Below are 22556 nucleotides of genomic sequence, written 5' to 3' on the forward strand. Positions count from 1 at the left end.
TAATCTTTGAACTTAAATGACTTATATTTTATATCAAAGAATATAGTATGCCATAAAATAATTAGCATTTTCTAACCATATCACTTAAATCACCCCACAAAAAAAGACCTGATGCTAAGCATCAAGCCTTAATCTGATTATTTACGGTTAAACAATCGTGCCAAATTCTTAAAGCGGTGTTTCATCATTGTGGTAAAACTTACTGCTTTTCTGAGACTTTCACGGGGGATATGCGTCTTAATCGCTCTTAATGTTGAGCGATTATCGCGGGCTGAAAAACGGAACTTGCCGTTATTTTTCGTGCGAATTTCAAATCTTGGAATATACATCCCATTAAAGTACATATCCACAACCACATATGTGATTTCATCCCAAGGAATTTGGATATAATCATTTAACTTAGTTTCGTTATAAAACTCAAAGGCCTTGTCACCTACCATGATATTGCCATAAAATGGGCCTTCACGGTACCAAGTGGCCTTATTAGTTAAATCCATCTTAGTATTTAGTGACTTAACCATTTGAATTTCTCCTTTTTATCTTATAGTAATCCGATTACGTGTAATACGATTGCTAAAACGAAGATTCCAATAATGATGATGATTGGAGATACTTTGCGTTTTAGTAAGTACATACATAAGAATGTTAAACCTAAAGCAGCTAAACCTGGTACTAATTGGTTTAAGTTATCTTGTAAAGTTGTAACCTTTGTTGCATCTAAAGAGCGGCCAGCAGCATATTGTGTAAATGCTTCGTGTAATCCTTTAGCACCTTTTGGTAAGTGTTCCCAGTCAATGTAAGCACCTTTTTGTTGCTTAACTTCTGAAACAACTGGTGTAAATGTAATTGTTACCCAACGTTGGATCAAAGCACCGATAACGAACATCCCCATCATTGAAGCCCCACGCGTTACTTTTTGAAGTAAACCACCTGAAAGGTCATCAGTGATAGCAGTCCCTGCACGGTAACCAAATTCTTGGAGGTACCACTTAACAGCAGCAGCCATTACGTTCCATAAAACGAAGAATACGATTGGTGCAATAACATTACCCGAAACAGCTAAACTTGCACCTAATGATAGCAAGATTGGACGTAATGTAAACCAGAATAATGGATCGCCGGCACCCGCTAAAGGTCCCATCATACCAACTTTAACCCCTGAAATAGCAGCATCATCAATATCTGCCCCGTTAGCTCTTTCTTCTTCCAAAGCTAATGTAACCCCGAAAATTGGGTTAGCCATGAATGGGTGTGTGTTAAAGAATTCCATGTGACGCTTTAAAGCAGCGGCACGATCTTCTTTTTTAGTATATAACTTTTTGATAGCAGGGATTAATGAATATGCTACCCCACCGTTTTGCATACGTTCATAGTTAAATGAACTTAATAAGAAATATGAACGACCAAAAATCTTTAAACGGTCGCGTTTTGATAATTTAATTTTGTCAGCCATAATACATCGTCCCCCGTTTTAGATTTCTTCCAAAATGTCTCCAAGTGGATCTTCTGAGCCATTTGAACCATTTGAACCGTTGTTTGAACCGCTTCCTTCAAGTGCTAAGAATAATACGGCCAAGCAAACACCGATAATACCTAAACTAATCAATGTTAATTCTTTGATTGCGGCTAATGCGAAACCTAAGAAGAAAAATGGCCAAACTTCGCGACTTGACATCATGTTGATAACCATGGCATAACCTACGGCAACAACCATACCACCACCGATAGTCATACCGGCTGTTAACCATTCAGGCATTGATTCTAGTCCTTGACGAACTAAGCTTACAGGAATCATCATTAATAATAAGGCTGGAATCGCAACACGTAAACCTTGTAATGACATTCCGATAAAGTGCCATGCTGTAAGGCCTTTAATATCAGCTTCTTCAGCACGCTTATCCATGATGTGTGAGATGAACACTGTCACAGTTCTAACGATCATTGTTAAACCTAAACCAGCAACAGCCAAAGGAACAGCTAAAGCAATGGCAGGTCCAATTCCTTTAGCGCCTTGTGAACCTTCAACTAAGATGATAGCTGAAGCAACCCCGGCTAATGAAGCATCAGGAGCCATCGCAGCCCCAACGTTAGCCCAACCCATAGTAATCAATTGAAGACTACCGCCAAGCATAATACCTAATTGTAATTGACCAGTTACTAAACCAATTAATGAACATGCGATAATTGGTTGATATGTTTCAATTTGGTCGTTAACTGAACTACATCCGACAATAAATGCAACAATTACGACCAAAATAATTTGTAATGTACTCATTATCTTTTACCTCATTTATTATTTTTGTTCAGCTAATTTCTTTTCAGCTGATTTAATTAAGTCATCAATGTTAGCTGGGCTATCTGAAGGAACCCCACGGACATCGAACTTAACGCCTAAACTTTGTAATTCCTTGATTGAATCAACATCAGTTTGATCAAATGATAAGGCTTTTGTAACGTTTACCTTACCTTCTTTATATGCTGATGAACCAAGGTTAATTTCGTGAATTTCAACGCCGGCTTTAATCGCTGTCAAAGCATCTTCAACGTTTTCGAATAACACAAGCGCTTTTGTATCCCCAAATCTTGGATCGTTGTTAGCTTTAACCATGTTCTTGATTGGTGCGACACTAACTTTAACTCCGTTTGGAGCAGCTTGTTTAATCATGCTAGTTCTTAACTTATCTTTGAAAACATTGTCTGAAACAACAATGATGCGATTTGGATGAGTTGTATGTGTCCATCCTGTCGCAACTTGTCCGTGTAATAAACGCGTATCAACACGGGCGAGCACATATTCAATGTGACCGTCGCCAAGCACTGTTCCTTCTGGAATTGTACCAGTTGGAGCGTTTGAAGCGGCTGGTTGTTGACTTGAAGTAGTTTCAACGGCCAAGTCTTCTGGATAAGGCTTCAAACCTTCAGCAGCTGTTGGAATTACAGCTTGAGCGATTTGACGTGCTGATTCCAAAGAAAAGCGTTGTGTCAAAGCTTCAACAACCATTGGAAGGTTCATACCAGCCACAATTGCCCATTTATCTTTGTGTTCTTCAACTAAACTTGAAGCTTGGTTGAAAGGTGTACCTCCCCAAAGGTCAACTAAAAACAATACTTCGTCTTGGTTTTCAAGACTATTAACGGCGTCAACCATCTTTTGACGCACATCGTCAGGACCTTCATCTGGCTTTAAAATACAGCTTTTGAAGTTTTCCTGTGGACCGAAAATCATTTCGGCTGATTGGTGAATACCATCGGCAAATGCACCGTGGCTTGCTAGGATAATTCCTACCATAATCCAATCTCCCCCCTTATTGATAGTTTGTAAATCGGTTTAAACTAAAACAAAATAATTGCAACATTTCCCAAAATCTAACGCTTTGCATAAAACGCTTACAATTTTAAGGAACTTAATAAATTCTTAAACTTTATTTACACACCTAGTATATCACATCATGTCGATTTGTCTACATTATTTATTAAATTTTCTTTAGTTTTAATAAAAAATAATTATACAAAGTGTATAAAAAAACGCCAACGAACTCGTTGACGTTTCTTCCTATTTAATTAGCGTTAGTTAATCACAACTTTTGTGCCATATTTGATGTTTTGGTAGAACCATTTGGCATCTGAAACTGAAAGACGGATGCAGCCATGTGATAAGCTTTGTTTACCTAATTGTTCTGCTTCTTTGACAATATAGTTACCATTAACGTCTACTGGAACACTGTGGAACAAATATACTCCATGATCTTTGAATGATACCCAATAATTTGCACCTTCACGTGAATATTGATTAAAGAAGTGGTTTCCACGTTCACCTTGAATGTAGAATGTACCCTTTGGCGTTTCCATTCCCCGTGCACCGGTTGAAGCAAGCATTGTGTAAAGCACTTGGTTACCATTCATTAAGTAAACACGGTTAGCAGTTGTGCTAACTTTCACCCACATGTTTGGATATTTATTGACATCTGGGTATGGTTTATCTTCTGATGGTCCACGCCAGTCAACTTTTGGATCTTTGTCACGTTCGTGAGCTCCAGTTGACTTGTTGAAGTACATTTCTGTGCCATTAACCTTCACAATTCCGTATTGCATTTGGCCGTTAGCTGCGTAAAAAACAGTCTTCTTTTGATCTGCAAGGTAAGTTAATCCGGTTGACATCTTACCTGAACTCTTATCGAAGTTATACCAGTGACCGTTGATATATTGTTGTCCATATTGCATTTGGCCAGCTTCATTGTAATATACAATCTTGTTTTGTTCTGCAATTCTTTGGAAGCCTGTCTTCATCGCACCATTAACTTTATCAAACAAGTACCACTTGCCGTTAATGTATTGTTGGCCGTATTGCATTTGGGCATTCTTAGGGTTGTAATAAGCAGTGCGGTTACCTGAAAGCTTTTGGAAACCAGTAAGAACTTGATTATTTTCACCAAATAAGTACCAGTGACCTAAGATATTGGCTTCACCAGCTTCATGAAGCACATTACCAGCTTCATCAAAAGCAACCTTTGTTCCATTTAAATCAAGTATTTCATCTTGTGCAAGTGCCCCTGATTTAGTAACATATGAAAGCTTGTTTGTCTTTTGATCAAAAGTTAAGATGTTTGCTTGCATGGCACCTGTGCTTTCGTTGAAGTAGTAATGCTTGCCGTTAATTTCTTGGTTACCATATAACATTTGACCGTTTTCATCATAGTAAACCGTCTTGTTTTGTTCCGCAATTCTTTGGAAGCCTGTCTTCATCGCACCATTCTTATCAAATAAGTACCAGTTACCATTGTAGTATTGTTGGCCGACTTTCATGGCACCTGATGATTTATCAAATAAGAAAGTCCCTGTTGAAAGTTTTTGCAAACCATATTGCATTTGGCCAGCTTCATTGTAATATACAGTTTTATTTTGGTCGGCGATTCGTTGGAAACCTGTCTTCATCGCACCTGAGCTCTTATCAAAGAGGTACCAGTGCTTAGCGATATATTGTTGGCCATATTGCATGTGACCATCTTGGTTGTAATATACAACCTTCTTTTGACCATAAGCACTCAAGTCTTGGAAACCTTTTTGCATGGCGCCAGAACTCTTATCAAATAAGTACCATTTGCCTCCGATATATTGTTGACCATACATCATTTGCCCGTTACTTGGATTGTAGTATACTGTCTTGTTTTGTTCTGGGATTCGTTGGAAACCAGTCTTAACGGCACCAGATACCTTATCTAAGAAGTACCACTTACCATTAATATATTGTTGACCGTAAACCATTTGTGCTGTTTTAGGATCATAGTAAACTGTTTTTCTTTGGTTGCTGATGTATTGCCACCCTGTTTTTAACTTGTTATTAGTAAAGAGATACCATTTGCCCGCAACATTAACCTGGCCATTTCCTTGAATCGCACCGGATGATTTATTAGCCGTGTAGTTCTTGCCATTAATGTTAACGTTACCGTATTGCATTTGACCGTTTTGATTATAGTAAACCAATTTGTTTTGGTCAGTAATGTATTGTACCCCTGTTTTCATTGCTCCAGATTGCTTATCAAATAAGTACCATGAACCCCCAATGTTCTTTTGGCCATATTGCATTTGTGCATTTTCTGGATCATAGTAAACACGCTTGTTTTGGTCCTTGATATCTTGGAAGCCAGTTAAGTTCTTGCCTTCACTATCACGTAAATACCAGTATCCATCTTCGTTAACTTGAGTTGGTCCTTGATTAACTGGTGTTGCTGCAGTTACTTCTGGTGTGTTTTTCGTGTCAGCTGCAGGCTTTGTATCAGCAGCAGTTGTATCTGCAGTATTAGCTTGGTTTGCAGTTGAAAGTGTCGCTGTTTGCGTATCTTTAGTATCATCATTTGCAGCGACAACTGCTGTTGTGTCTGTTTTTGCTGTGTTTGCTTCATCGGCTAAAACGCTAGGTGCGCTTACAAATAAAGCAAAAGTTGCGATTGCGGCAAACACCCATGTTTTGCCAGCTTTATACATTTTGTAATGTACTTTCTTTTCACCCATTTTTTTGTCCCCCTTATATCTTAAGTAACATCCTTATTATACCTGTTTTTAAGATTAGATTGTACACAAAAAAAGGAAATTCCCATAGAATTTCCTTTCTTGATTATTTAAACATTGAGTTGGCTTTACGTGCAACCTTTTCAACTTTTGAAATTCCGTTATTTAACGTATTTCCTTCACTGAAAATCGCAATCGTGTATCCTTGGCCGTCATTTGGCACGAAACCAATACTGTTAACATACCAGTTATTGTAGTTAGACCCCTTAGTTAACCAACCATTTTTAACATAGAAATCATTAGCACCAGCTGAAATTCCCCAACGTTGACTTGGGTTAATTGAGTGCATCAGTGACTTAATGTAGTTTTGTGATTTCTTATTTAAGTAACGTGAATTATCTGTTAAATAGATTTCCTTTAATAACTTCAATTGTTCTTCTGGTGTTGTAAGTGTTGTTCCCCAACTGCTTCCAGGAGTCGTATTATTCATCCCTAAATCACGGTACAAGCGTGCCGCTGCATTACTCCGTCCTTCTAAGAATTGGTTCGCAATCGTTGTCGTTGAAGCATTATCACTGTTTTTGATCATATTTTCAGCTAAACGACGTTGATAGCTCGTTAAGTTGCCAGAAGTATTATGAAGTAATTCCGCTAAGACCGCTACTTTGACAGTACTTGCCATCCAATAACGGTAGTTACCGCCGCGATTACTGTAATGGTAGATTTGGCCTGACTTTTGACTTTGGATCGCAATTGACATTGGTGTCCCTACTGAATTAACCACCTTGGCTAATTCTGCAAAATCCGTGGCGTATCCTTGCTTGTTAAACGCATAAACGCGGCCGTTAAGGGAACGAATTTCACCAGTAACTTTCTTACCAGTACTTGGTTCATAATAAACTTGATGGCCGTTTTCATTCTTCCAACCAGTGAGCGCATCTTCTTTAGCTCCTGTTGAATAGTTGAAGTAATAACGTTTACCGTCGATTGTTTGGAAACCATATTGCATTTGACCCTTGTCGTTATAGTAAACTGTTTTGTTTTGACCATAAGTCGCTAAGTTTTGGAAACCGGTTTGCATGGCACCCGATGACTTATCAAATAAGTACCAGTGACCGTTGACATATTGTTGGCCGTGAAGCATTTGACCAGCTTGGTTGTAATAAACTGTCTTGTTTTGATCGTTAATCCATTGGAAACCAGTCTTCATTGCCCCTGAGTTCTTGTCAAAGTTATACCACTTACCGTTAAGATATTGTTGACCGTATAACATTTGGCCAGCTTGATTGTAGTAGACAGTTTTGTGTTGGTCAGCAATCTTTTGGAAGCCCGTCTTCATGGCACCAGTTGCCTTGTCAAATAAGTACCAATGGCCATCAAGGTATTGTTGACCGTATTGCATTTGACCTTTTTCATTATAGTAAACCGTCTTGTTTTGATTTGAGATGCGTTGGAATCCGGTTTGCATCGCACCAGTATTATCGAAGAGATACCATTTACCATCAATGTTCTTTTGGCCGAACGCTTGCGCCCCAGAAACTTTATCAAAGAACATCAACTTATCGTTAATCATTTGGAAGCCATATTGCATTTGGCCTTTATCGTTGTAATATACAACTTTCTTTTGGCCATAAGCACTTAGGTCTTGGAAGCCAGTTTGTATAGCCCCAGTATTCTTGTTGAATAAGTACCATTTGCCATTAATGTGTTGTTGACCGTATAACATGTGACCATCTTGGTTGTAGTACACGGTTTTAGCTTGACCATAAGGGGTTAAATCCTTGAAGCCTTTTTGCATGGCACCTGAACTCTTGTCAAATAAGTACCAGTGACCGTCGATGTATTGTTGGCCATACATCATGCGCCCGTTTGTCTTACTGTAATAAACGGTCTTGTTTTGTTCTGGGATTCGTTGGAAACCAGTCTTGACTGTCCCAGTTGATTTATCAAATAAGTACCAGTAGCCATTGATATATTGTTGACCATATTGCATTTGACCAGCTTGGTTGTAATATACAGTTTTCTTTTGATCCTTGATATATTGGAAACCTGTTTGAATTACACCATTGTTGTCAAAGAGATACCACTTACCATCAATATTTCGTTGCCCGCCTTGAGTCCGTGCGCCGGATGAGCGATTAAAGAAGTAACGTTTGTCATTGACCATTTGGAAGCCATATTGCATTTGGCCGTCTTTATTGTAGTATACAGTTTTCTTTTGATCAGCAATCCATTGGAACCCAGTCTTCATGGCACCCGAACTCTTATCAAATAAGTACCAGTGCTTGGCGATATATTGTTGGCCGTATTGCATTTGCCCCTTATCGTTATAATAAACGCGCTTGTTTTGGTCTTTGATATCTTGGAAGCCCGTTAAATTCTTGCCACTTTCATCCCGTAAGTACCACGAACCATTTTCAAAGACTTGCTTTGGTTGTGGTGTTGGTTTTTCTTTTGGTGCTTCAGCTTGCGTTTCAGGTTGTTCAACTGCAGTTTCAGTTGAACTCGCTGCTGGTGCATTTGTAGCTGGAGTTTCACTAGCGGCTGGTTTTTCTTCCAGTTGCACGGTTGGATTAGCTGCAGTTTCAGTTGCTGCTTTTGTATTTGCTTCCGTATTTTGTTTTGGTACTTGACTTGCTTCATCCGCATGAGCCTCAACACTCATCCCCACAGACAAAACTGCCATCGTAATGGCGGCAAACACCCAATGCTTGCCAGCTTTATACATCTTATAATGTTTTTTCTCACTCATTTTTTATCCCCCTGAAATAAGTTAATAACATTATATCAATAATAATACCTTGAGCACAAAGTAAATTTTAGTGTTTCCTAAAAAAGACCAGGTTGCCCTAGTCTTTTTCCTCTATTAATTTGACTATACAAAAAATTCTAGAAATTAAAAACCTTAAGAAATTACGTTGCAAAAAACGCTGATTCCTTAGGGTTTTATTATAACTTTTTGCATTTTTTCAGAAAAGTTGGTTTTTCCAAAATCCCTAGTATTTAGATTGTATGTTCAATTTGCCTCTTTAACATCGACAATCATTTTTTGATAATCATATTTTTTTAAAATATCATCGAAATATTTACTACCGAAGTATCCAACTATAAACTGTGCATATCCACTTACAATATATACTCTTTTTTTGCTTGCAACTTCTTGGATTTGACGCTCTAACATTGTAGTGCCGTCAATTATTTGATTGAAAATATCTTCTTCATCTAACAAAGCAAAATTTATCAATACAAAATAATCTACTTTTAACGATAGATTCCCAGCTGATTGATTCTTTTTTCTGAAGCGCGTAACTTTAGTTTTAAATTTTTCATCCCCATGTTGATACAGAAAAACTTGCAATTTATTTTCGCTAGTATTAGGTAAAAAATTAGGACTAAAATAATCAAATGCTTCCACCATTGGATAACTAATTAACAATTTTCCCTTATCCGTTTCATTATCAAAAAAGGCCAAAAGCTCTCTAAATTTGTCTAACGCCTCCGCTTCATATCCATCATGTTGCGCATCCAAATCAAAAAACAGATATATTTGACTAAAATCACTTTCATCATACTCAAAACTCGCATCTCTTTCGGCAATCATTGATACCGTATCAAAATACTCATCTTTTTTTAGTTCGCTATATAACGCATAGATATCCGTATGGTATTGCTGTATCACAACATTTTCTGCCATTTTTTCTTGAAGTAATCTTGCATAACTATTGTCAGGCTTTTTTCCTTCCAAAATAAATAGAATTCTACTTGTCATCAAAAGCTCCCGCACGATACATTTTTTCCAAATTATGTGCTTTTCTTAATTCACGATCGGTTTCATTTTGAATACTGTTAACCTGATTATCTTGAACAACAAAAAGACAGTCTGGGCGCAAAATTTCAGTACTCATATTATACGTATTATGGGTTGTTAGGATGCTTTGCGTATTCTTTAATTTTTTCAACAATTCCACTATTTTACGAGAAGTATCGTTATGGTAGTTAGCATCAAATTCATCAATAAATACAAACCTAACTTCATCTTCGAAATGTAAGTACCAATTGTAAAATAAAACTAAACTTTTAGTTCCTTTTGACATAATAGAAAAAATATCTACTTCGCGTCCTGATGGAAAACGCGCATATATTTTCTTTTCACCGTCAACCTCTTTAACAAATAAATCGTAATTTATCCCTACCGTTTTAAGGAAATCTTGAAATTCTTGCACCTTATTTCGCTCTATAATGATTTTAATCATTGAATCACTACCATTGGTAAAGCCTTGATAGTGACTAGATTCAACAAAAGTAAATGACAACATGCTGTTAACAAATTTTTTAAAATCTAAAAATACTTTATTTTCGCTATATTCTGGATCCAATCCTGTATTAGCAAAAACATACTTGGTTAAAGACAGGCTTGGATTATCATAATTTAAATTTAATGATTCAGTTCCTTTTAAATCGACAAATTTATAATTTTTTTCTCTATCATATTGAAGTACTATTCGTTTATTAATTAAAATTTCTTCAAAAATAACATCATCATAATTCTTCTTTTTGCATACATAAACTAAGTTTCCGCTCTCAAATTCAAATTCATATCTAAATTCTGCAGCAGTAAAATCAGACTCTAAATTAACATAGTACTTATTACTATAATCATCATAGTTTACTTGTTTATCGGTTAAGTGGGTAATAATATCCATAATTGCCAAGCCTAAGTTAGACTTTCCACTACCATTTTTACCATAGACAATGGCGTTCTTAACTAACCTACCATTTTCCGTAATTCCTTCATCATTAAACGAGTAATTACCAGCAGTTAAATCAAATGTCATTTTATTTGAAAAATTTTTAAATCCACTTACTGTCACACTTCTTAACATCGCCATCACTCCTTAACCGTATTTTTTTTACGATTATAATTATAAGATATTACCTCTCATTTTTCAATTTATCGTTAACCAGTCAAAAAAAGACCAGGTTGCCCTAGTCTTTTTCCTCTATCCCAAACGATAGATATATGTGTACATTTGATTATGCTTATTCCAAACTTTCATGTAATTGTCGTTGCTAATCCCGTTAGATGCATAATTTGTTGATAACAACATGGTGTCATTTAACACCCCGTCAGCGAAACTGATAATTCCTGTGTGACCGAAACTGTTTTTGCTGTGGCCTTTTTTACCCCAAATTACAATATCACCGGGACGGAAATCATTCATCTTATCAGCGTGCCCCACTAATTTGAAGCCGTTTTTCAATAAGTAATCGTGCAAGGTTTCAGTATCTAAATAACGTGTAATGTCACGATCGCTTACGTAAGATGTACCCGCTAAAACTAAAGCCTTCGCTAGTGAACCAGAGCAATCGGCTGTTCCATCAGCGCCGAAACGTGAACCCGCCATACTATATGTGACTTTTCCCATGTGAGCGTCGTACCATTTAACAACCTTAGAAAGTAATTCACTGTAATTGCCGTTTTGATCATAAACTTTTTGGCGATCAAAGGCCCCAGAGCCTGGAGTAAAGTAAAGTTTTCTGCCATTTACATCGACCAAGCCATATTGCATTTGACCTTGGGCGTTATAGTAGACAATCTTATTTTGACCATAGGCAGCGAGGTTTTGAACGCCGTTTTTCATGGCACCAGAACTCTTATCAAATAAGTACCAGTAGCCGTTAATGTATTGTTGACCGTATTGCATTTGGCCCTTTTCATTATAGTAAACTTGTTTGTTTTGGTTTGAAATCCATTGGAAACCTGTTTGCATAACGCCTTCATTATTGAAAAGATACCATTTACCATTGATATTCTTTTGGCCAAAAGCTTGAGCCCCAGAAACTTTGTCAAAGTACATTTGCTTGCCATTGATTACTTGGAAGCCATATTGCATTTGCCCGTTTTCATTATAGTAAACCACTTTATTTTGGCCATAAGGTGTGAGGTTTTGGAAACCTGTTTGCATCGCACCAGTATTCTTGTTAAACAAGTACCACTTGCCATTGATGTTTTGTTGGCCGTATAACATGTGACCATCTTGGTTGTAGTACACGGTTTTAGATTGGCCGTATGGAGTTAGATCCTTGAAGCCAGTTTGCATCGCCCCTGAACTCTTATCAAATAAGTACCAGTGTCCATCGATATATTGTTGGCCGTACATCATGTGGCCGTTACTTGGGTTATAGTAAACCGTCTTATTTTGTTCGGCAATTCGTTGGAAGCCCGTCTTCACCTTCCCCGTTGCCTTGTCAAATAAGTACCAATATCCGTTGATATATTGTTGCCCATATTGCATTTGACCTTTTTCATTGTAATAAACCGTCTTATTTTGGTCCTTGATGTATTGGAAACCTTTTTGCATCACGCCCGTGTTATCAAAGAGATACCACTTACCGTCAATGTATTGTTGCCCGACACTTTTGGCGCCAGATGAACGATTGAAGAAATATTGGTTATTGTTAATCGTTTGGAAACCATATTGCATCTCACCTAAAGCATTATAGTAAACCGTTTTGTTTTGATCCTTGATAGCTTGGAAACCGGTTTGAATCACGCCATTGTTATCAAAGAGATACCATTTGCCATCAATATTTCGTTGACCATCTTGAGTCCGCGCGCCTGATGAACGATTAAAGAAATAACGTTTATCGTTAATCATTTGGAAGCCATATTGCATTTGGCCATCTTCGTTGTAGTATACAGTTTTCTTTTGATCCGCGATCCATTGGAACCCTGTCTTCATCGCACCCGAACTCTTATCAAATAAGTACCAATGCTTGGCGATATATTGTTGGCCGTATTGCATTTGACCTTGGTCGTTGTAATAAACGCGTTTGTTTTGATCTGCAATATCTTGGAAGCCCGTTAAATTTTTACCTTGGCTATCACGTAAGTACCAGTAGCCTTTTTCATAAACTTGCGTTGGCTTTGGTTGCTCTTGCACCGGTGTTGTTTGAACTTGAGAATCAGCTGCGGTAGGTGCAAGTTGATCGGCCGTTTTTGTTGGTTGAGTTTTTGCTGGAGTTTCTTCAGCTTTTGGTGTCACGCTTGTTTGGGTTGCATTATTTGAAGGTGCATCCTTTGTTTGATTAAGCGTCACCGCTTCTTGATTAACCGTTGAATCATTTTGATTAAGCGTTGATGTTTCTTGATTTGGCGTTGATGTCACTTCATCAGCATGGACATTAACACCGCTAATGGTCATCAAAGTAAGCGTCGTAATCCCCGCAAAGACCCACGTTTTGCCAGCTTTGTACATTTTGTAGTGTAATTTTTGTTCTCGCATTTCATTTCCCCCACATTAAAATTAATCTATCCCTAAGTATACGCTGAATCCCCCAGCATTCAAGGTTCACAACAAAAAATTTCCAAAATAAAAAGGTTAGAATTGCTTCCAACCTTCTTTGATTTATTTACCGAACTTAAGGGCGCCTTTAACCATCCCTAAAATGTCATCAACCTTATCATTCTTGATAAAATCTTGGTTCCATTTTTCTAAAGTTTCCACACCAACGCCAACTTTTTCAGAAATTTCGTTGATGTCTAACTTATCTTTATTTTCCATAAAAAACTTGATTGCTTCATCTTTGTTCATTTTTCATTTTCTCCTATGTTGTTGATACTATTATTATCTCATATAATCCTAATTTATCACAAGTCTTTACTGGCTTAAAATTACTTTTTGACTACCATTTTGAGCTTTCATTACCAAGTAACCGCCGTCTTTGGCTTGGTAACCAATGAAACGTGCATCCTTAAAATCAAGGGATGTTGGTTCGTTGATAGCGTATTTTATTTCAACTTGCGCCGGCTTGAAGAAATCACGCATAATTTGGTTGAAGTATTCTTGACTGAAGGCTGCGTTAACCGCGTTGTATCTTGAACCAAAATTACTTGTGTTTTGGTATGAACTAGCAGCGGCTTGGACTTTTTGTTTTTGCTCAGCCGTTAGCTTGTTTAAAATATCTTGGGTCGTTGATTGCGGATAGTTAAGCTTGTTAACTTCTTTAATACGCACAACTTGGCGGGACACTTCATCACCTTGGTTGAAGTTGTCGATTTTGACTGCTTGCCACTTAGGTTCGATGTATTTCATCGCGTTTAAGTTGTTGATAAGCCCGTTATAACGACGTTTAGCTAATTCTTTTTTCAAATCATCTTGCATCTTCATATCCGCTTTATCGCTTGGACCAAGCTGATCGACGAATTCCTGTTCAGTCTTCGTTACGCGGGTGAACTTCTTGTTGTCATTGAGTTGGTTGTATTGATTTTCATCAATTAAGTTCGCGTTTCGCCAACTGTTGTCATTTTTATTTTCAAACGAGAAGAATAAGCGATTCCCGGAATTTAAATCATTCATCCAAGTAGGATGGCCGAAATCTTCAGCGTTCTTGCCATCACGTAAGGCTTCAAAACGCGCCGCTGCTTTTTCAAAGTAGATGCGGTCTTGTTGCTTCGCTAAATTAATCACTTGGTCTTCATTCATCTTAGCGACTTTCTTTAAAGTCAAGTTTTCATCAAAGACTTGATAAGCAATCCCTTTTCCATGCTTGAGCACGATAATCTTGGTGATTGGCGCATTTTCGCCTTTTGTTGGCCCCGTGACAAACCAGACATGTTGTTCTTGTTGCTTAGTTTGTTGCCCGAAACTTGTCATTTGAGGTGGGATGGGATTGTTGAAACGTGTCAGTGTGAATAAAAAGACACCCAGTAAGAATATACTGATTAAAATCCCAATGATGTAAGGCTTGTAGTCCGGATGATACGGCGTAATGACCTTTGATAATGGGTGCGGCTTGTCAGTTGGTGTTCCTTCTAATCCCTGTACTATGGACTTAACTTCCTTTTTATCCTCAGCTTTTGCTTCTTTATTTGATTGCGCCTCTTCATTTTTAGCAGAGTCTTTTTTGGTGCTGCTGTCGTTTTCTTCAGTGGCGGCTTTTTTTGTTGGCTCTGCTTTTTTTGAGTCGCTTACTTTAACTTCTGCTTCTTTAGCTGTGTTTGCTTGGGGTAAATCTTTTGCTTGAGAATCTTTGTTATCATTCTCTTTTTTATTTGTGTCCCCTTCGGTTTTAGCGTTGGCTTTGCTGTTAGCTTCTTTTTCATCGTGGTCTTGACTCGATGAAGTACCTTTTTTATCTTCTACTTTAATATCAGCCTTTGTTTTTTCTTTCTTTTTGTTTTTGCCTTTTTTCGCAGTCTTTTTGGCCGCTACTTCTTTTGGCTTGATTTCACTTTGGCAATGTGGACATTGTTTGAGGTCTTTTTTGACTTCTTTGCCACAGTTAGGACATTTTGCCATGAGAATCTTGTCCCCCTTTTTTTGATTTTACAATTCATTTTATCATAATTAAGTCGTCCATTGCATTGGAAACAAAGAAAAAAGCGAGGGTATTGCCTCGCCTTTTTAAGATTGTTTTCAAATAATTTATTGATTTTCTATTCTTCCATTGCCGCTTCATCAAGTAATTGTTGCCGCTTAGTATCAATCAAACCTTGTAATTCATCTAAATCAGCAAGTGTGGCTTTATTGCGAATAAAGCTACGGGCTGAAGAACGCGATGTTAAATATGATCGATGTTCACGATTCTTAGCGTTCCAGCGACGGCTAGCCCTCTTTTGCGCTTCAGATTCTGCCATTTCATTTCCCCCATTTATATTTAATTACACTTAAAATTCTTATTCTAATAAAATTATACAACTCTAGCGCAACTATTTCTAATAGAAAATTATGAAATCTTTATGAAAAAAGTTTAAAATTTTTTTCTTTTCCGCAATACATTTCGCTTGTTTTTTTAGGGAAAATCTCTTTTATATTCAACTTATTTTCCCATTTCCCAAACATAACTTGAAGCATTCCTAGAAATCCTTTAACGCTTTTGTAAAAACTGCGCCTTATAATAACACCAAGATTTCTTAGCAGAAATCAAATTTTTAAGGAGGAATTGTTATGAAAAACATGTTAGCTGACTTTTGTATTGGAGTTGGGGTTGCTGCAGTAATTTTCTTGATGATTATCACCTTGCAAACACCACCGTTAGTGCCAACTTTAACCAATACTTTAAGTGTCTTAATTGTCGGCGGCTTAATCGGTTGCGTGACTTTGGTCATGGATCTGGTTCAAAAATTTTGGATTGCTTTAATCTATCATTTTGCCGGTACAATTCTGTTAGTTTGGGGGTTGTTTTTGTTTAACAACTGGTCGATTGATTGGATAACTCTTTTAGTTTTCCTTGGAATATACATTATTATTTGGGCGGTAAGTTACTTATTATTATCAAGTGATAGTAGTCGTCTTAGTCACCGCTTGAATCGTAACGCTAAACATTAATCGAACAACGTAAAAACGCACATGCAACTTGCACGTGCGTTTTTCTTGTCACTCTTTACTTATTTCTAAACAGGTTAAAAATACATCCCCTTGATAACATCTTTTATCATTCATTTTAATTATATCAATCCATGAAAAATAACTATTTCACATTATAAAAAAATCCATTTAAACTAGAAATATAAAGGGGTTGATAAAAATGACAAATAACATTCACTATAGCGAGTTAGCTAACTTAGACAATGTAATTAATGAGAACATGAATTTGTTACAAGAACTTAATCACGGTGCCTACAACCATGACCGGATTCGTAGCTACCTCGAAAAAATTACTGGTACCAAAATTGATGCAAGTGTAGAAATTCGTCTTCCATTTTATACCGACTACGGCCGCAACATTCACTTAGGAAAAAATGTATTTATTAATCAAGGTGTTACTTTGGTTGATCTTGGTGGAATTTATATTGGAGATAAGGTTTTGATTGGCCCTAAAGTAACAATCATTTCCGTCAACCATCCCTTAAATCCCGAAAATCGTCGCAGCGTCGAATTAAAACCGGTTCATATCGCTGATAACGTTTGGATTGGCGCTAATGCCATCATTTTACCGGGCGTTACAATCGAAGAAAATGCCGTTGTTGCCGCCGGTGCGGTAGTAACTAAGGATGTTGCTAAAAATACTGTAGTTGCAGGCTCTCCCGCAAAAATCATTAAAACAATTTAGGAAAAAAGATGAATCGAAAACATTTTAAACTAGCTTATTTTTTTATTGCTATCTTAGTGGCAGTGGCTTTATTTATCCACTATAATCAACAACAATCTAGCAGCCAAGTTAATCTAGGAGGAAAAGTTATGACCAGCAAACAAAGTAATTCAACTATCAAACACCACGTAACTATCAATTTTAATAATCAAAATTTTTCTGCTACCCTAAATGATAGTCCCACAACTCAATCTCTTCTTAAGAAACTTCCCCTTACAGTTCAGTTTAGAACTTATGGTAACGATAAAGAAAAGATTGCAGACCTCCCATTTACACCAGAGTTAGGAAATTATGAATATGATGATAATGGACAAGCAGGAAAAATTGCTTATTGGCAACCAGATAATCGCCTGGTAATTTACTACGGATCGGTAGGTCACTATCCTGGTATTAATGTTATTGGTAATTTTGATGATCCAAAAGCCGCTGCTTTATTGCAAAAAGCACCTGATGATACTGAGGTTACTTTCAATAAATGACATCGGATTGGTTTTAATAGCCATAATATGACATAATTAGGAAAAATAAGAAGACCAAACTCAAAATTTTGATTTTTCACAAAAATAGAGTTCGGTCTTCTTTTGTTAGCTGAAAAAGTTTAGTTTTTCCCAGCCGCGCTTTAATTCACATTATTCATGTGTACTAAACACTCCCCTTCAAGTTTTTGCTTGGAGGGTATTTTACTGCAAAAGAATAATCCCTCAGGCAAATGCCCGAAGGATTATTCTTTCATTAATAAAAATTAGTTACCTTGCATATGAAATTTTAGTGATTTACTTCTTTTTTCGAACACCCAATCCAATTCCAAAAGCACATGCAACAACGGTTACAATCAGTGCTGTAATTGATTTCTCATTAATCACATCAGCATTCCCCGATTGAATTTGATGCGTTTTATTGTTCTTTGTCGACGTCTTATTTTTTCCGTTCTTATGTGGTTTGACAGGAACTTCATCTGCTTTCACTACTGTTGGTTCATATGATTCAAATTCATTTAGAATAACTTGGACCTTTTGTTCAACTTGATTAAAAGAAATAGCTTGAGAGATTGGTAAATCATTATCCAATGTACGGGACACATGTGCAGTCTTCATTACACTTGATTGATTTTCTCCATCCTTTACAATAATAGGCTTTTCGCTGTTATTTGAGTCAAAGATTGTTACTTGAACTCTATCACTTGAATCTTCCCTGCTTCCATTAATTTGAACAGCTTCTAATGTTTGTTTTGGAACTGATTTAACAGAAGTTAATTCCTTCATTGGATTTTTACCAACATTTTCCGTTGGTACAGTATTTGTAGTTAATGATACTTCCTGTTTTGTTGATGTAGTTGACTGCGCTTCGATTGGCGTTGGAGTTGAATTAGATTCACCTTCAGTATGTGATTCCAAAATTGGTGTTGGTACTTCATCTCCTTTTGATGTTAAAGGGTTTGGAGTTACTTCAACTGGTGTCGGAGCTAGTTGCATATCCTTACCATCTAGATTATCCATCGCTGTTTGTAATTCAGCCATCATTACTTCAAATTCTTGTTGTTTTGTTTGGTAATAATAATCTGTTTGGCTGTATGTATTGGCAAAATAAACTGGTTCATACAATTGCATTACTTCATCAAACTTTACTTTGAGATTCTCTGTTGCATTCTTATATTTAACAGATTGCTTCAAATCCAAAGCTTGTTTGTACAAGTCTTTAAATTGTTGATGACCGTTTGAATTTTCAGCATTAATCATTTCTAATAATGGCCGGTGCATCTTGTTAAGATATTCATACTCAGAATCTTGTGAAATATGCGTCGTTTTAGCAAGTAAGTCTCTAGTTTCAGCAACAGCTTTTTTAAACGCTTGTTTTTGTTTTTCTGAAGCCTTTTGATATGTTGGACTTAACGTCTCAATCTTCGAGCTAACAGAAATCATGTGATAAAGATCAGTTAAATCTACTGGTATTCCTTGTCCAGAAGAGGTGTTGATTAATTCTAGAGCGCCGGCAAAAATTAATACCGCATTATCAACTTCATATTGAGTGGCATCTTGCTTATCGTATATCTCCATAAGTCTCTTAATAGCTGCATCTGTATCTTGAACTCGATAATAATTATAATAAAATGGGGTTTCTTTAAAGATTGGTAATAATTCTTCAACGGCAAAGCTCAATACCTCGCGATTTGTCGGTTGCCCATATAGATTATCAGTTTCAGTCTTTAATTTCTCAACCAACTCATCAACATCTTGTTGTGAAATATCGTCATCTGATTCATAAAGATAAAGTAAATAATCCTTAATAGTATAGGATCCTTTTTCTATAATTTGTTCCGCTTTGCTAATTAAAGTATCAAAGTTTCTTTGATCAAAGGAGGTTTCATTTAGATATTCAATCTTGTTTAAATGGGTTTTAGCTTCTGCTAGTTGTTTCTTTAATGAGGTTAAATCTAAAGATGTTTCCTTGAACTCACCTGCTTTTTGAAGCTCTGTAACAGCTGCTTGGAGTTCTTGTTGTGTTGAATTGGGATCGTGAAGCACCTTAAAGCCGTTTACAAGAGCATCTTGATAACGTTTACGCTCAGTAGCATTCGCATACTTATAACCTGATTCGTATTGATAAATTTTATTTTCCCGTACTAAAGTATATAAATCATGCCATAATCCCGGATGATTTTCAAAGCTATCAACGATATATTGTAGCTTTTCATCTTCTTGCGCAATCTTTGAATAATCATTATCATTATCACTATCAATCATTTCTTGGGCAAATTTTAATTCTGCAATATCTGATATTTTCTTGTTATCACTGTTATTAATAAGTGTTTCAACAATTATGGCAGTCTTTTTTAAATCAGCCATAGTTGGGCTTAATAAATCGCCACTTGAATTATCACTTTCTTTTGAAATATTAGTCGCTACAGATGAAGAGTTATCTTCCCATTCAGGGCCTCTCATTCCATAATACTGAACAATCCTTTTTTTATAGCCAAATTTTTCTAAATAATACTCAATACCGTCAATTTCAGATTGATTCAATTGCTTATCATGGTATGTCGCTAACTTTTCTTTTAAACGTTGTAAACGTTTAAGAGTAGTCTCATTATCAACAGTCCATCCGCCATGTTTATATACTTGTGGCGCGTCATAGTGTTCTTCAACTTTCCATGTATACTTGAAATCATCATCACTAACTTGATAATGTTTTGGTTCTTGGTAAGTATAAGTGATAATTCTATTTTCCTTTACCCCATCAATAACATCTTGTAAATCTGTAACAATCATTTCTAATTCTGTTTGGGTAAAATCTTTATCCATTTCATGTGAAAATGCTTGGTACTTATTCAAGGTATCATTCAACTTGTTTTGTACCGCTGAAGTTGCCACCTTAAATTCAGGTTTACTCTTAAGTTCATTAGCTTGTGTTAGTAATTCTTTGATTTTAGTTAAGTCTTTTTCTTTTTCTTCAGCATCATCACGATAACTCAAGACTTCCTTTAAGACAAATTCACTATCCCCTAATAAATTTGAGAAATAATACTTGTGATGTTCTAACAAGTACTCTGCCTGCGCTACAACCTCATCTAAATTATCTTTTTGATCAGTAGTCCAAGATTTATATTGTTGACTCTTCACCTTGATTTCTGGAATAATCGCTAAAATATGTTGCAATTCTAGTGTATCAACCGGATCAAAATGAACATAATCAAGCTCTTCATCAAAATTCTTAATTTCGTAGTCCAAATCGGTTTGGGTAATATTAGCATTATTATTTGCAGCTATTATTCTATTAATTTTTGAATCTGAAAAACTAACATTGTTTGCTTTTAAAGTTGGAACTAATACGTTAACAATATAATCGCTAATTTCGTGGTTAGTTGGCTTTCCATCTAAAGCTCCCATAGCATCTCGCAATCTTTGTGTTGCTTTATCTACTGTTTCTTGCATAGCATTGCTAGCTGTATATTTAATAATTTCTTTAGCAGTCGAATATGCACTATTAAACTGTTCGTAAACGTCATCACTTGCGTTGAATACTATCGGTTTCTTCAATAAAGATTTAGCTTCTTCATATAAAGCCTTAAGCTCTTTTAAATGCGCTAACTTTCCATCTAATTGAGATGTAGCATCTAACAATTGTTGATTAACTTGGATTAAGTGTTCTTCATTAAGCTCTGCACTGTGAATAACTCGAATTGCATTGTCAACAGCACTTTCAAACTTATCTTTCATCTCCTTAGATGATCGACGATAAATTAAATTCTTACGCACTTCTTCAGCACTATTAACATTTTCATAAAGTCGATTCCACGCTTCTGATTTACCATAAAAATGCAGTGTACTTAAAATTTCATCATCAGCATATTTCATATCATCTTCTGTTACATCAGATTTTTGAAGCACGTCTTTAAGTCTATATTCTGCATCTGATAAGTCATCAGCTTCCCAACTATATTCATAATAACTTTGTTTTACTTTTTCAATATAACCGAGAACATTTTGAAGTTCATCGCGTGTCACCGGACGATTTTGTTGTTCATTATTATCATTATTATAATAACCTACTGTATTATCTGTATCATCCTCGTCATTATTACTAACTGTACTAGTTACATATTGATGTTGTTCCGAAGAATTCGCTACGGTCCAACCACCAGAAGTATTGGTATAAATTGGCTTGTATTCTTGCTTAATAAACTTTTCATAATATCCATTACCTGTAATTTCATCTTTTGTATATTGGATTAACTGTAGTCCAGCTTCTACTTTTTGATTAAATTCCTCATACTTCTTTAATTCATCAGCGTAAGGATCAGACTTAGCTTGGTCTGTTTTTTCTCCAAGGACAACTTGATTTGAATTTTGCAAATTGTTTTCTTGATTACTTACTTCATGATTAACATCATCAGCAAAAGCATCAATTTGTGGAACAGTAAGACTAGCGATTCCGATTGTCGCCCCAGCAATAACTGAAGCGACTCCTACATTTAACTTTTTGATTGTATATCTATTTTGCTTATTCTTTTTACGATACATCCTCGTATTCTTTCTTGATAACATGTTTTCTCCCTATATCTTTGAATTACAACTTTTTTTGCATAATATTAAGTTACATTATTTTAATTTATTGCACAACGGTTGTAACTATTTTTTTAATCAAAATAACCAAATAATTTTCTTTACTTTTAAATTACATCGCGACGCTAAACACTTCCCTTCAAGTTTTGCTTGAAGGGTATTTTACTGCAAAAAAATAATCCCTCAGGCAAATGCCCGAAGGATTATTAATCATTCTTATTTAGTTAGAGATACAGTGTACCAACTACCGTTCTTTAGTTGCAGGTGATAATGTCATACCTTTAACCTTAGTTGATACTGGAACAACACTGTAGTGGTATTGAACTGGAACAACGAATGCTTGTTCGTTCATGTATTCTTGCCACTTGTTGAATTGTTCTTTATTCATTGCGCTAA

At 36.2% G+C, this 22556-nt stretch carries 17 protein-coding genes and 1 pseudogene; 3 read left to right on the forward strand and 15 right to left on the reverse strand.

Features of this window, described 5'->3' with window-relative positions:
* Nucleotides 1-137: 137 nt before the first annotated feature.
* From JCM14209_RS05695 to JCM14209_RS05750, 13 genes and pseudogenes are all read right to left on the reverse strand, one after another.
* Entirely contained in the window at nt 138-521 is a 384-nt protein-coding gene (locus JCM14209_RS05695) for a DUF956 family protein (protein ID WP_025022590.1), read from the reverse strand.
* Between the two features lie 20 nt (nt 522-541).
* A complete protein-coding gene (locus JCM14209_RS05700; protein ID WP_025022591.1) occupies nt 542-1453 on the reverse strand; it encodes a PTS system mannose/fructose/sorbose family transporter subunit IID in 912 nt (303 codons plus the stop codon).
* Between the two features lie 18 nt (nt 1454-1471).
* Nucleotides 1472-2275 (reverse strand): PTS mannose/fructose/sorbose transporter subunit IIC, encoded by an 804-nt coding sequence (locus JCM14209_RS05705; protein ID WP_025022592.1) that lies wholly within the window; start codon nt 2273-2275, stop codon nt 1472-1474.
* A gap of 18 nt (nt 2276-2293) precedes the next feature.
* Nucleotides 2294-3289: a PTS sugar transporter subunit IIB gene (locus tag JCM14209_RS05710; protein ID WP_035520041.1), complete on the reverse strand. Its 996-nt coding sequence runs from the start codon at nt 3287-3289 to the stop codon at nt 2294-2296.
* A 278-nt stretch (nt 3290-3567) separates the two neighbouring features.
* Nucleotides 3568-4158, reverse strand: coding sequence for a L,D-transpeptidase (locus JCM14209_RS10280; RefSeq protein ID WP_235804118.1), 591 nt, complete (start codon nt 4156-4158; stop codon nt 3568-3570).
* Nucleotides 4159-4161: 3 nt separating this feature from the next.
* Nucleotides 4162-6009 (reverse strand): annotated as a pseudogene (locus JCM14209_RS10285) (KxYKxGKxW signal peptide domain-containing protein); the annotation flags it as partial.
* 103 nt (nt 6010-6112) lie between these two features.
* Entirely contained in the window at nt 6113-8758 is a 2646-nt protein-coding gene (locus tag JCM14209_RS09205) for a serine hydrolase (RefSeq protein ID WP_025022595.1), read from the reverse strand.
* 264 nt (nt 8759-9022) lie between these two features.
* Nucleotides 9023-9775: a hypothetical protein gene (locus tag JCM14209_RS09705; RefSeq protein ID WP_025022596.1), complete on the reverse strand. Its 753-nt coding sequence runs from the start codon at nt 9773-9775 to the stop codon at nt 9023-9025.
* Nucleotides 9765-10889 (reverse strand): AAA family ATPase, encoded by a 1125-nt coding sequence (locus JCM14209_RS05730; RefSeq protein ID WP_025022597.1) that lies wholly within the window; start codon nt 10887-10889, stop codon nt 9765-9767. The genes JCM14209_RS09705 and JCM14209_RS05730 overlap by 11 nt, the downstream gene beginning before the upstream one ends.
* Nucleotides 10890-11006: 117 nt before the next feature.
* Nucleotides 11007-13292 (reverse strand): peptidoglycan amidohydrolase family protein, encoded by a 2286-nt coding sequence (locus JCM14209_RS09215; protein ID WP_025022598.1) that lies wholly within the window; start codon nt 13290-13292, stop codon nt 11007-11009.
* Nucleotides 13293-13415: 123 nt separating this feature from the next.
* Nucleotides 13416-13601 (reverse strand): hypothetical protein, encoded by a 186-nt coding sequence (locus JCM14209_RS05740; protein WP_025022599.1) that lies wholly within the window; start codon nt 13599-13601, stop codon nt 13416-13418.
* A 66-nt stretch (nt 13602-13667) separates the two neighbouring features.
* Nucleotides 13668-15308, reverse strand: a complete 1641-nt coding sequence (locus JCM14209_RS05745) for a zinc ribbon domain-containing protein (RefSeq protein WP_025022600.1) — start codon at nt 15306-15308, stop codon at nt 13668-13670.
* Nucleotides 15309-15445: 137 nt separating this feature from the next.
* The gene (locus JCM14209_RS05750; RefSeq protein ID WP_025022601.1) at nt 15446-15646 is read right to left on the reverse strand and encodes a hypothetical protein; all 201 of its coding nucleotides are present in this window, start codon (nt 15644-15646) and stop codon (nt 15446-15448) included.
* Nucleotides 15647-15956: 310 nt separating this feature from the next.
* Between JCM14209_RS05750 and JCM14209_RS05760 the strand changes: the two genes are divergently transcribed.
* The 3 genes from JCM14209_RS05760 (at nt 15957) to JCM14209_RS09220 (ending at nt 17579) form a co-directional block, all read left to right on the forward strand.
* Nucleotides 15957-16337 (forward strand): DUF3021 family protein, encoded by a 381-nt coding sequence (locus JCM14209_RS05760; protein ID WP_025022602.1) that lies wholly within the window; start codon nt 15957-15959, stop codon nt 16335-16337.
* Nucleotides 16338-16536: 199 nt separating this feature from the next.
* Nucleotides 16537-17061 (forward strand): DapH/DapD/GlmU-related protein, encoded by a 525-nt coding sequence (locus JCM14209_RS05765; protein WP_155830684.1) that lies wholly within the window; start codon nt 16537-16539, stop codon nt 17059-17061.
* 8 nt (nt 17062-17069) lie between these two features.
* Nucleotides 17070-17579, forward strand: coding sequence for a cyclophilin-like fold protein (locus JCM14209_RS09220; RefSeq protein WP_081774072.1), 510 nt, complete (start codon nt 17070-17072; stop codon nt 17577-17579).
* A 294-nt stretch (nt 17580-17873) separates the two neighbouring features.
* Here JCM14209_RS09220 and JCM14209_RS05775 read toward each other — a convergent pair whose 3' ends face one another.
* A complete protein-coding gene (locus JCM14209_RS05775; protein ID WP_081774073.1) occupies nt 17874-22142 on the reverse strand; it encodes a YSIRK-type signal peptide-containing protein in 4269 nt (1422 codons plus the stop codon).
* A gap of 262 nt (nt 22143-22404) precedes the next feature.
* A complete protein-coding gene (locus JCM14209_RS10035) occupies nt 22405-22548 on the reverse strand; it encodes a hypothetical protein (RefSeq protein ID WP_155830685.1) in 144 nt (47 codons plus the stop codon).
* Nucleotides 22549-22556: the final 8 nt, after the last annotated feature.

Origin of the sequence: Ligilactobacillus hayakitensis DSM 18933 = JCM 14209 (assembly GCF_000615845.1) — a bacterium.
GTDB lineage: Bacteria > Bacillota > Bacilli > Lactobacillales > Lactobacillaceae > Ligilactobacillus > Ligilactobacillus hayakitensis.